This window comes from Paenibacillus sp. FSL H3-0321, assembly GCF_038002865.1.
Taxonomy (GTDB): domain Bacteria; phylum Bacillota; class Bacilli; order Paenibacillales; family Paenibacillaceae; genus Paenibacillus_AQ.
In genome coordinates this window covers 1,817,418-1,829,758 of record NZ_JBBODH010000001.1, presented here as the reverse complement: position 1 = coordinate 1,829,758, position 12,341 = coordinate 1,817,418, and the positions used below count along the sequence as shown (strand labels likewise).

At 52.5% G+C, this 12,341-nt stretch carries 9 protein-coding genes; 2 read left to right on the top strand and 7 right to left on the bottom strand.

Features of this window, described 5'->3' with window-relative positions:
* The first annotated feature begins 495 nt into the window (after positions 1 to 495).
* Positions 496 to 1,434, top strand: a complete 939-nt coding sequence (locus MHI45_RS08145) for a glycoside hydrolase family 43 protein (RefSeq protein WP_340897206.1) — start codon at positions 496 to 498, stop codon at positions 1,432 to 1,434.
* Between the two features lie 61 nt (positions 1,435 to 1,495).
* On the opposite strand, the gene MHI45_RS08140 is transcribed toward MHI45_RS08145, so the two are convergent.
* The 7 genes from MHI45_RS08140 to MHI45_RS08110 all read right to left on the bottom strand — a co-directional run bounded on the left by MHI45_RS08140 (position 1,496) and on the right by MHI45_RS08110 (position 11,022).
* On the bottom strand, positions 1,496 to 3,433 hold the full coding sequence (locus MHI45_RS08140; protein WP_340897207.1) for an NAD(+) synthase: 1,938 nt from the start codon (positions 3,431 to 3,433) through the stop codon (positions 1,496 to 1,498).
* A 311-nt stretch (positions 3,434 to 3,744) separates the two neighbouring features.
* On the bottom strand, positions 3,745 to 4,587 hold the full coding sequence (locus MHI45_RS08135; protein ID WP_340897208.1) for a sugar phosphate isomerase/epimerase family protein: 843 nt from the start codon (positions 4,585 to 4,587) through the stop codon (positions 3,745 to 3,747).
* 22 nt (positions 4,588 to 4,609) lie between these two features.
* Positions 4,610 to 5,314, bottom strand: coding sequence for a rhamnogalacturonan acetylesterase (locus tag MHI45_RS08130; RefSeq protein ID WP_340897209.1), 705 nt, complete (start codon positions 5,312 to 5,314; stop codon positions 4,610 to 4,612).
* A 71-nt stretch (positions 5,315 to 5,385) separates the two neighbouring features.
* Positions 5,386 to 6,786, bottom strand: a complete 1,401-nt coding sequence (gene uxaC, locus MHI45_RS08125; protein WP_340897210.1) for a glucuronate isomerase — start codon at positions 6,784 to 6,786, stop codon at positions 5,386 to 5,388.
* Positions 6,787 to 6,828: 42 nt separating this feature from the next.
* The gene (locus tag MHI45_RS08120) at positions 6,829 to 8,316 is read right to left on the bottom strand and encodes a UxaA family hydrolase (RefSeq protein ID WP_340897211.1); all 1,488 of its coding nucleotides are present in this window, start codon (positions 8,314 to 8,316) and stop codon (positions 6,829 to 6,831) included.
* A 135-nt stretch (positions 8,317 to 8,451) separates the two neighbouring features.
* Positions 8,452 to 9,867, bottom strand: coding sequence for a tagaturonate reductase (locus MHI45_RS08115; protein WP_340897212.1), 1,416 nt, complete (start codon positions 9,865 to 9,867; stop codon positions 8,452 to 8,454).
* A 159-nt stretch (positions 9,868 to 10,026) separates the two neighbouring features.
* Positions 10,027 to 11,022, bottom strand: a complete 996-nt coding sequence (locus MHI45_RS08110) for a LacI family DNA-binding transcriptional regulator (RefSeq protein WP_340897213.1) — start codon at positions 11,020 to 11,022, stop codon at positions 10,027 to 10,029.
* Between the two features lie 162 nt (positions 11,023 to 11,184).
* On the opposite strand from MHI45_RS08110, the gene MHI45_RS08105 reads away from it, so the two are divergent.
* Positions 11,185 to 12,141 (top strand): pectinesterase family protein, encoded by a 957-nt coding sequence (locus tag MHI45_RS08105; protein WP_341118952.1) that lies wholly within the window; start codon positions 11,185 to 11,187, stop codon positions 12,139 to 12,141.
* Positions 12,142 to 12,341 lie beyond the last annotated feature (200 nt).

The following is a 12,341-nucleotide window of genomic DNA, read 5'->3' as shown; positions in this document are numbered from 1 at the left end:
ATGATTAAGTGATAAATAGTTAAATACTAAATTATTAAGCTGTGAATCAATATATCACCAATTTTTTATCCCGTCAAGACAACAAGCTATATAGATTGAACTTTCGGATTTCTACCGCTAAATAGCGGTTTAAATCAAGAAATTTGAAGACAACAGCGGCCGGAAGTCCAAATATTCACCGTAGTTGCGACTGATCCAGTACTCTAAAACCACAAGTTCAATTTATATAGGGAATTTTCTTTGATTCTAATCGTTAAGAAGTAAATGGTTAAATACTAAAATAATAAACCGTGAATCAATATATCATCAAACTTTTATCCAGTCAAGAATGATATAAGTGGAATTTCATCGGATTTCTTGCCGTGAAAAGTGCAGGATAGTTCAGTTATGTCCCATAATAGATCATTTATGTTTATTTCCCGCCAGGGTACTATTAATGCTGGAGAAGTTCGGCACCAAAGAGATTATGAACTTTGATTAGGAGGAACCTATTTTATGGAAGCCTATTTGTTTGTACATTTTAAGGAGAAAAAGACTCCCGACGGAGAACAGGTCTACTTCGCACTCAGCACCGATGGATTCAATTGGGAAGCGGTTAACGGGGAACAGCCTGTTTTATGGAGCAATTTGGGTGAGAAAGGCGTCAGAGATCATACCATCATCAGAACACATAACGGCAAATTTTATATTCTTGCGACTGACCTGAGTCTGGCCAATTGTTTCCACACCAAATACAAAGGAGATTGGTCCAACATTGGCAGGGATGCGAGCAAATGCCTCTCCTTGTGGGAATCGGATGATCTTGTGAACTGGTCCGATCAGAGAATGATTGAACTCGGCGATACGGATTTCGGCTGCCTGTGGGCTCCGGATGTGATTTATGATTACCAGAATGAAGACTATGTCATTCACTGGTCTTCTTCGCATGCCTCCAATAATTATGGGGATAAGGCCATCTATTATACGCGTACTAAGGATTTTGACAGCTTTAGCGAACCACGGATGCTGTGCCGGAAGGATGGCAGCGGAATTATCGATTCGGCAATTTATGAAGAGAACGGCATGTATTACCGCTTCTTAAAGAGCGAGGCCAACCCGGCGGGGATTATTCTGCAGAAGGGCAGCACTCTTACCGGAGAGTACACCCGAATTGAAGCCTTTGATGAAGAAATGGCCAAGCTGGGACACAGTGCTTATGAAGCACCTACAGCGTTTAAGCTGAGCAACGGCAAATGGTGCCTGATGCTGGACTTTTTCGGTGTGGAAGGGGAGGGTCAGGGCTACGTTCCTTTTATAGCGGATGAAATCGACAGTGGACGGTTTATCCGCTCAGACGAGAGCTTCAGCTTCCCGTACGGTTTCAAGCACGGCACAGTGTTGGCTATCACAATGGAAGAATACAACCGGATCAAGGAAGCATTCGCCGGACAATAGAACAAAAGGAGCATCCGCCAGCGCAGCGGATGCTCCTTTTGTTGTTCATAAGCCTGTATCTCTACAATTCCTCGACTTCCCGCAGCCAGAGCGCGGCGGAAGCGTCGCTTGGCATCCGCCAGTCGCCGCGCGGTGAAAGACTGACGGTCCCGACCTTCGGGCCGTCCGGCAGGCAGGAGCGTTTGAACTGTTGGGTGAAGAAACGGGTGATGAATACTTTCAGCCACCCGACCAGCTGTTCCCGGGTATATCCATCGCCAAAGGCATGTTGGGCGAGGTACAGGATTTTGCCGGGGGAAGCGCCGGTGCGGAGCATATAATAGAGGAAGAAATCATGCACAACATAAGGACCGAGTATATTTTCGGTCAATTGGACAATTTCCCCTGTCTTCGAAGGCGGCAGCAGCTCTGGGCTGATCCCCGTTTCAATAACGCTGTAGAGCAGTTTGTTCACCGTCTCGTCCGCTTCGTGATCCGCATACCAGGCGACGACGTACTGGATCAGTGTCTTCGGAATGCCTGAATTGACACTGTACATGGACATATGGTCCCCGTTATAGGTACACCATCCAAGCGCCAGCTCGGACAAGTCGCCGGTGCCGATGACAATGCCGCCATTTTTGTTGGCCAAATCCATCAGGATTTGTGTCCGTTCTCTGGCTTGTACATTTTCGTAGGTCAAGTCATGAACATCCTTGTCATGGCCGATGTCCTCGAAGTGCTGCAGACAGGCAGCCTTGATATCGACAACCTTAAGTGAAGCTCCCAGCGCTTTGATCAGGCCGACGGCATTGTCGTAGGTCCGGTTCGTTGTGCCGAAGCCCGGCATCGTAACGGCGAGCACGTCGCTTGCCGGGCGGCCGAGCAGCTCCATGGCCCGTACGGCCACCAGCAGCGCAAGCGTGCTGTCCAGGCCGCCGGAAATGCCGATAACGGCCTGCTTGGTGCCGATATGGCGGATTCTTTTCATCAGGCCGGAAGTCTGGATGGAGAGGATCTCACGGCAGCGTTCGTCGCGCTGAAGCGGATTGCCGGGAACAAAAGGATTAACGCCGACGGTACGAACGAGTTTCCGTTCACTGTTAAGGAGGGCAGGCTCCGCATACAGCACCTCACGATAATTGCGGCCGCCCTTTCCGGCGCGGAAGGTACCCATGACCGCGCGGGAATACTGGATTTTCGGGATGTCGATATCGGCGATGATGATCCGGCTCTCATGGGTAAAACGCTCCGATTCCGCAAGTGTCAGCCCGTTCTCGGCGATCAGGGAATGGCCGCCGAATACGACATCGGTTGTGGATTCGCCGGCATTGCAGCCGGCGTAGACATAACCTGCCACGCAGGAGGCGGACTGGCTGGAGACAAGCTGACGGCGGTAGTCTGCTTTGCCTACCAGCTCGTTGCTGGCTGAAGGGTTAAACAGCAGCACAGCGCCGGCTTGGGCTAACAGACTACTCGGTGGAACGGGAACCCACAAGTCCTCACAGATTTCAACGCCAAAGGATAAATTGCTGTTCGCTTCACATGCGAAGATAAGATCATTGCCGATGGGAACGGTGATTTCCCCGAGACGCAGCTCTGTGATTTCAAGCTCTTCGGCACCTGCAAACCAGCGCGGTTCATAGAACTCACTGTAGCCGGGAATACAGGTTTTGGGCACAATGCCCAAAATGTTTCCCTGCTGGATGACGGCGGCACAGTTGAACAGCCGTCCCTTAATGGCAATGGGCAGTCCGGCAATGACTACCATGTGAAGTCCGGCACTTGCGGCGGCAATGCTATGTAGGCTCTTCAGAGCCGCATCCAGCAGTGCGGGCTGCAGGAATAAATCTGCACAGGTATAACCGGTGATGCAAAGCTCGGGCAGCACCAGATACTCTACCTGTTCCTCGTCCGCCTGCTTGATAACCTCAATAATTTGTGCTGCATTAAACTCGCAGTCAGCCACCCGCAATTCCGGGGAAGCGGCAGCCACCCGCGCGAATCCATAATTATGCATTGGTTTCACCTATCCTTTTTATAATAACGCGTTTCTAATAATTGTACCCATGATTCCCCATCAGTAACAAGCGGCAGTTTCATGAGTTATAGATTACGCGCAGCGGGGCGGGGAAGGGGAGTCACAGCAGCATTGGTTAAAATCGAACCGTACGTCGCTACATAAAAATGCCCGGAACTCCAGAGAGCCCGGGCATTCAACAGCAGCTCTGGATGATTTCAGAGTGCATGTTCTGGAATCATCCGCCATATTAGACACGGTAAAGCGGTCCTGAAATGTGTTTGTATCATCCAAAGAAATGCAGCGTTTCGCTAGACTTCGCTGTATAACCGCTGCAGGAAATCTACACTTTCCCGCAGATACGGTTCGGTAGTGCTCTCCAGGAGGCCCTGAATGTGCGGGCGTGTATATTTCATGTACCGGAGGACAGGAGCAAAACTAAGCTGTCCCTGACCGACAGGAACAATGACGATTTGGCCGTCCTGGACCGTGAAATCCTTCAGATGGATCACTGCGATTCTGTCCCCAAGCAGCTCAAGTGCTTCGGTAATGACCGCTTCCTGCTGCTGGTAATTATCGGGCGACATCAGGTTCGCGCAGTCCAGAATGATCTGCAGATTATTGGAGGGAATCAGATCCAGCAGCCGCCTCGTCAGCTTCGCAGAGTGCAGGGGATGATTCTGGCCTGCCTCAATGCCTACCGTTACGCCGAAACGTTCCGCTTCCGCCACCATGGCCTTGACCGAAACGACTACCTCCTGGAAGGCTTCCTCCGTAAAGTTATCCGTTGTATAGCCCTTGCCTACGCTTCCTGTTTCCGTACCTACCAGGCTGGCTCCGAAATCACGTGCCAGGCGAAGATGGGTGCTGAAATCATTTAACGCCTGCGCTCTTTTGCCGGGATCGGGATCAATGATATTTACATAGCAGCCGAGAACGGCGATCCGGACCCCGGCTTGCCGGAACGCTTCGCCAAAGTAGGCCGCTGTTCCCGGGCTTAATGCCGCCAGAGAGGGGACGCTTTCGGGAAAAGATTTGCGTACCGCAAACTGAATATGCTTAAAGCGGTATTGATCCAGCTTGGCGATCAGCTCCGGCAAAGGAAGCCGGGCAAAATCATGGGCGCGGATGCCAAGATGAAGCGGTGCGGACATAGGGTACCTCCCCTTTTCTTAGTTAAATCCTGTTCTGTTGCAATGGATGCATGTGTTGAATAAGAGTAGACAAGTCTGCAGAATGGCGGATTGCTTCTGCTACCAGCTCTGCCACTTGTTTGGCCCCTTCATTAGAGAAATGGGTATCATCCGTAATCCCTTCCGGATAATTGGGATGCCCGTTCTTGGGCAGATGCATAAATAAATGCCTGGACCCCTCGATACCGAGCTTCCGGTAGAGCTGCTGGGAAGAAGCGAAGATATCAAGCAGCGGTGTGCCGGTAAGCTCCGCCACTTCACGCATCGCCTGCGGGTAAGCTCCCACCGCCAGCGGATCGGGATCGCCCTGCGGAGTGAAGCGGCGGCGGCTGACAGAGGTCAGCAGGACAGGGAAACCGCCGCGGCTGCGGGCCGAATCAATAAACGTGATCAGATTGAGGCGGTAGTCCTTGCCGGGATCGGTATAGCGGGCCGGATCCTCCTGCTTCTCGTCATTGTGGCCAAACTGGATCAGCAGATAATCACCGGGCTGGAAATCCTGTTCAATATCCGCGAGCCGTCCTTGCTCGAGATATGATTTGGTGCTCCGTCCGTTAATTGCGCGGTTGTCCACGGTGATTTCCGGGCCGAAATAGCCCTGAAGATATTCTCCCCAGCCGGTCATCGGCTTCTGGTCCGCACCTTTCTGCGCTGCGGTGGAGTCACCGGCGATATATAGTGTCGGCATGAAGTATTCTCCTTCATTACATATTAATGTTTTTGCGCCAGCTCTTGCAGAGCTGATCGCTCCTGCTTTCTTTATTCTCCGGCTGGAAAACCGAAGAATCCGGCGGCGTTGTTATACGCGATATTCTCCACCAGTTGACCCAGCAGCACTTCGTCATCCGGCGCTTCACCGCGCTCGGCCAGTTCACCGATCAGCCCGCACAGCACACGGCGGAAATATTCGTGGCGGGTGTAGGAGAGGAAGCTGCGGGAATCTGTCAGCATGCCGACAAAATTGCCCAGCAGGCTGTTGTCCGCAAGCAGTGTCAGCTGCTCGCGCATTCCGCTGCGGGTGTCGTTGTACCACCAGCCGGAGCCAAGCTGGAGTTTGCCCGGTGTGTCCTTTTGATAGCAGCCCATCAAGGCCAGCAGGGCGGGATAATCGCCCGGATTCAGCGAATAAAGAATCGTCTTCGGCAGGCCGGTCCCGCATTCTGCGCGGTCGAGCAGCTTAGACAACGCTTCGGTCAGCGGCAGGTCATTCAGGCCGTCATAACCGGTATCCGGTCCCAGCTTCCGGAACATTGGTGTATTGTTGTTGCGGAAGGCGTGCAGATGCAGCTGCATCGTCCAGCCTTTATCGTGATAGAACCCGATTAGAGCCGACAGCAGCTCCGTGCGGTAGAGTGTGATTTCCTCCGGTGAGAGGATTCCGCCCTCCAGCCGTTTGGCGAAGATGGCTTCGGCATCAGCAGGTTCACCTGCACGGTAGCGCAGCACATCCAGCGCATGGTCGGACAGGCGGCAGCCGTTCTCATGGAAGAATTCCACGCGGTTTCTCAGTGCGTCCAGCAGCGAAGCATACGACACCACGTTTAAGCCGGATGCTTCTTCCAGCCGCTTGATCCAGGCCGGGAATCCTTCGGCGTCAATGTTCAGCGCCTTGTCGGGACGGAAGGTAGGGAATACCTTGAAGGCCGTCTCCGATTCTTTTAACAGCCGGTGGTACTCCAGCGTATCAGCCGGATCATCTGTAGTGCAGATGGTCTTGACTCTGGAGCTGCGGATCAGTCCGCGGCGCGAGAAGGCCGGTTCCGCCAGCTTGCGGTTGACTTCTTCCCAGATGGCCGGAGCAGACGTTTCGTTGAGCAGCTCATGGATACCGAAAAAACGGCGCAGCTCCAGGTGAGTCCAGCTGTACAGCGGGTTGCCTACGGCTTGCGGTACGGTCCGGGCCCAGGCCAGAAACTTGTCATAATCCGAGGCATCTCCGGTAATATGCGATTCCGGAACCCCGTTGGCACGCATCAGCCGCCATTTGTAATGATCTCCGTAGAGCCAGGCCTCGGTCAGGTTGCTGAATGCACGGTCTTCATAAATTTCTTTTGGATCGAGATGGCAGTGGTAATCAATAATGGGCATAGCTTTGGCATGTTGATGGAACAGAAGCCGTGCGGTATCGGTTGTTAATAGAAAATCATCGTTTAAAAACATAATGACGCTCCCTTTGCATGGATTTGGAATGGAAATAGGGTATTATAGCGTGACTCCAGTTTTGAAAATAGCCAGCTCGCGCACTTCGTTTTGCTCATTCCGTGTTTTTTGACCGCTGGCAACATCGATAATATAGGCGATAAACTCCTCAAGCACATCGGCCATCGGAACCTCCAGCAGCGGACCGGCGTTGAAATCCATCCAATGGCCTTTTTTGGCAAAAAGCTCATTGTTGGTTGCCACCTTAACCGTAGGCACAAAGCTTCCGAACGGGGTTCCTCTGCCTGTTGTGAACAATACCAGCTGGCAGTCTGATGCGGCTAGCGCAGATGCGGCCACCAGGTCGTTGCCCGGCGCCTGCAGGAGGCTGAGCCCTTTTTTGCGCAGCTTTACACCGTATTGCAGCACATCCACCACAGGGGAGGTTCCTGCCTTCTGGGTACAGCCCAGCGATTTGTCTTCCAACGTGCTGATGCCTCCGGCTTTGTTGCCGGGAGAAGGGTTCTCATAGACCGGTTCCCCGTAAGAGAGGAAATATTGCTTGAAGTTATTGATCAGGGATACGATATCTTCATAGACCGCACGGCTTTCCGCACGGGCCATCAGCATTTTCTCAGCTCCGAACATTTCAGGCACTTCGGTCAGTACCGAGGTGCCGCCCTGGGAGATAATGAAATCGGAAAAAGCGCCCAGCAGCGGGTTGGCGGTAATACCTGAGAATCCGTCGGAGCCGCCGCATTTCAGCCCGATGTTCAGCTCGCTGAGCGGAACCGTCTCACGGGCATCCTCCTTAGCTGCTTCATACAGCTCCTCCAGCAGCGTGAGACCTGCTTCCACTTCATTACCCACCTCCTGGGCGACGAGGAACTTGACCCGCTTCTCGTCATAATCACCCAGCATACTGCGGAACTCGGAGACGATGTTGTTCTCGCAGCCAAGACCGAAGACGAGCACCCCCCCGGCATTGGGATGATTCACGGCATCCAGCAGAATGCTGCGGGTCATCCGGTGGTCATCGCCAAGCTGGGAGCAGCCGTAAGGATGCTTAAGCACGGTAAAGTTGTCGAAGGTCCCCATATCCGGATGTTCAGCCTTGAATTCCTGCAGCATTTGCTCGGCGATACCGTTCACACAGCCTACTGTGGGAATAATAAACAGATCATTGCGGATGCCGACCTTGCCGTTTGCCCGGCGGTAGCCCTGAAAGGTCAAGTCACGGGAAGGGTAAGTGACCGGATGAAGATCGGGCACATATTCATATTCCTCTTCACCCGCCAGATTCGTCTTGATGTTATGCGTGTGAATCCATTCGCCTGCTTGAATCGGAGCAACCGCGTGGCCGATAGGATAACCATATTTCGTAATAACGTCATCCGCCGCAAAGCTGGTCAACGCCATTTTATGACCCTGCGGGATGTCCTGGATTGCCTTAAGAGTCATTCCTTCAAAAACAAGCTCTTCTCCTGCGGAAATGGGGCGCAGCGCCACAGCTACCGTATCCCGGGGATTCATTTTCATTAGACGCTTCATGCTGTCCCTCCTAAAAGTGTGGTGATTTCATTAACTTCCTTGATCACCTTCTTCTAAAGCTTGCTTTGGAACCTTTAGAAGAAGCTGTGCTTGTTAGTCCGCCTATCGTTTATTTACCTGCCAACTGTGGAAGTCTCAGCTTACAAACTGCTCCAGTGCAGCCCGGCTGTCCGAGCTTTCCAGCTTCTGCAGATGGGACGCAAGCACCTCTGCCAGGCCCGGCACCAGCGATAAATCTTCGCCCCACAGGCTCTCGTCCTTCAATATCGCCTGTACGAAGTTGGCAGGATTGCTCCACGCTTCATCAAAAATGGCCAGCATTTCCGGACTATCCTGACGCGCCACAAGGTCTCCACGGTAGCTGAGCAGCAGGCCGGCAAAGGAGAGGGTAATCAGCTCCGGCAGCTTGCCGCGCTCCTGCTGGAACTTTAGCAGCACAGGGAGCAGCCGGGTTTTGAATTTGGAGATGCTGTTCAGGGAAATGGATGTAAGCTCATGACGGATATAAGGGTTTTTGAACCGCTCCTGCACAGCGTCAGCATAAGGCAGAAGCTCCTCTTTCGGCAGATCCAGCATCGGGATCAGTTCTTCCGCTATTAATTCCTGAACAAACCGGGAGAACGTTTCGTCATTCATCACATCCTCAACCGTCTCAAGGCCGGCCATCATGCCCAGTGGCACCATCGCCGTATGAGGGCCATTCAGCAGATGAACCTTCCGCTCACGGTAAGGTGTCATATCATCTGTCACCACGACATTCAGTCCGGCTTCCGCCAGCGGCAGCTTCTCTGCAAGCCATGCCGGGCCTTCAATGACCCAGAATAGAAACGGTTCAGCGGTCACCATCAGGTTGTCGAGATAACCAAGTTCAGCCTCCAGCTCCGCGGCTTTATCGCGGGGATACCCTGGTACAATCCGGTCTACCAGACTGCAGCAGAACGTATTCTCCTGTTCCAGCCATTGCAGGAAGGCTTCACCCAGGTTCCATTCCGCAGCGTACTGCTGCACAATTTGCCGCAATTTCTCGCCGTTGCGGTCGATCAGCTCACAAGGGATGATGACGAAGCCTTTTTTGCCCAGTTGAAAACGCCGGTGCAGAAGCGCTGTCAGCTTGGCCGGGAAACTCTTCGGCGGTGTACCGTCCGCGAGGTCGCCCGGATGATAGGCAATCCCGGCTTCAGTGGTGTTGGAAGTGATGAATTCCAGCCCATCGTCCTCAGCCAGAGCGAGATAAGCTTCATAATCGGTATAGGGATTAATCACCCGGCTGACGCTGGAGATGATCTCGCGTGAATTCACAGGCTGCTGCTGCATGATTCCGTTTAGCAGTACAGTGTACAGGTTATCCTGGGCGGCCATCAGCCCGCCAAGACCCTGCTCAATCGGCTGAACCAGCACTGCACTTCCGTTAAACAGTCCTTGATTGTTCATTTGCTGCAGCTGCCAGTCTACGAAGGCGCGCATAAAGTTGCCTTCACCGAACTGAATCATCCGTTCGGGATGCAGGGGCAGATGGGGATGAGTGCTTCGGGATAAACGGTTTGTCGACATTGGTTTGATCTCCTTTGAGTTCAAATAGTTATATGCACACGTTAACATTTTATTTTAAAAAAGAGAGGCTCTTTTTTAAACAATACCAGGGACCCGGTAATTGCTCTGCCGGAGCGCATTGGACCGGCAGGGCAGGGGCGGGCAGATCCTTCCACATCCCTAAATTTCTGCGACCGTGTCCCGTACGACCAGCGAAGTCTTGACGAACAACTGCTGGGGTTTGGTCTCCGGCTGCTGCAGGAGCTGAATCAGCATCTTGGTGCCGAGCTCACTGATATCGGCAATAGGCTTGCGGACCGTAGTCAATGCCGGATTCGTGTAGCGGGCGAACATAATATCGTCGAAGCCGATGAGTGAAATCTGTTGCGGAATGCTGATCTTTCGGGCATAGCAGGCATTCATGGCGCCGATAGCCATATCGTCATTGGAGCAAAAGACGGCCGTAGGCGGATCAGGCAACTCAAGCAGCGTTGTCATTGCGGCATATCCGCTTTCAATGCTGTAATCACCGGCTGCAAAATAACTTGAATTCAGCTGAAGCTGGTGGGCGATCAGGCTATCTATGAAGCCCTGTTTACGCTCGGTTGAGGACTTGAAGCCGGGTTTGCCTTCAATAATTGCAAAACGCTGATGCCCTTGTGTTACGGCATAATCGATCGCTTCCTTCACACCTTCGCGGTCATTGGCTACAACGTTCATAATGCCGGGATCCTCCAATTGGCGGTTCAGCACCACAAGCGGGATGCCCATTGTTTTGACATGGTAGATAAAAGCGTTATCCTCGTCGCTCTGGCTCATGACCAGAATACCGTCAAAGCGTTGCGGCTGAATGTTGGCGTAATTGTGAACGCCGTCAATTCCGTTTACAGTCAGGTTAAAGTTCTCATCCAGCACATGGCTGATCCCTTTAATGACGTCGACCAGAAAGCTGGACGATGTTCCCTGATCAATACTGGAGAAGAACAGCCCGATGGTAAAGGACCGTTTGGTGACCAGGCTTTTGGCGCTGTAGTTCGGCACATAATTCATTTCCGCGGCGATTTTCTCGATCTTGTCCCGGGTTACTTTCTTGATTAGCGGGCTGCCGTTTAGTGCTCTGGAAACGGTGGTATGGGAAACGCCGGCAACACGTGCAATATCTTTGATAGTAATCATAATATCTCTCCGGGAAATAGAATTGTTAACGATTCCAGTGTAGTTCCTGAACGGGATCAAGTCAAGCGATTTATGAAATGCACACGTTAAAATTTATACTGGCAGAACACGCTTCCGGGAGCTATAATTTATTTGCATGGGACGGAAGAGGAGGAAAATGAAATGCTGGTGGGCAAAGAGGGCTTTTGCGATTTTCATTCGATCCAGGAGGCGGTTGATGCGCTTGAACGGCTGCCTTCAGGTAAAGCGGAGACGTTGTATATTCTGGCTGGTATTTATGAGGAGGCTGTGCGGATCTATCGTTCGGACCTGACGATCAGGGGCATCGGACAAGTTGAGATTACCAACAACCGTTACGCAAGGCAGAAAGATGAGACTGGAGAGGAACAGGGCACCTTTGCCACTCCGACCTTGTTTCTGGGTGGGAGCAGGCTGGTGCTGGAAAACCTGACCCTATCCAACACGGCCGGGCAAGGCACTAAAATCGGGCAAGCGCTTGCAGTATATGCACATTGCGACGAAACGGTCTTCCGCAACTGTATCTTAAAGGGGCACCAGGATACCCTGTTTACTGGCCCGCTGCCTCCGGCGAACAAACAGGGGGGAGCTTTCGGAGGAATCCCCCTCAAAGAGCGGCATAACCATTACCGCCAGCTGTACACCCATTGTTACATAGAAGGTACGGTAGATTTTATTTTTGGCGGTGCGACGGCTTATTTCGAGCATTGCGAAATCCGCAGCCTGCGGCACTACAATGATGGTCCTGGCTACATCACGGCAGGCTCCACACCGCCGGGCCAGCCATACGGTTACCTGTTCAAGGATTGTTACCTGACAGCTGCCCCGAATGTGGATGAAGTGTATTTGGGCCGTCCCTGGCGCGGCTATGCCAAGACGGAGATGGTGAATTGCCTCATGGGCGGGCATATTCATCCGTGCGGTTGGGATAACTGGGAGGAACCGGCCAATGAAGAGACCGTCCGGTACCGCGAATACGGTTTGGCGAAGAATGACCCTTTGAGAAAACAGCGTGTAGGCTGGGCTATTTTGCCGGACATGGGGGAAGAGGCGCCGGGCAAAGAGCAGGTTTTTGCCGGTACGGATTTTTGGAAAGTGTAATTCCCTGCCCGATTTTGAACAATTGTTTATGTGATGAGCCGCCGGGGAGCCTACTATGAGCTGGAACAAATGCAGGGATAAGTTAGCCCGCTGCAAGGGCATAAAAAAGTGGACACCGGGTCAATTTAAGTGTCCGCTTTTTTTGTTTTACTAGGGCTTGTCTTCAAACTGCTGGCTCTGAGCACGAACGGACCGAGATG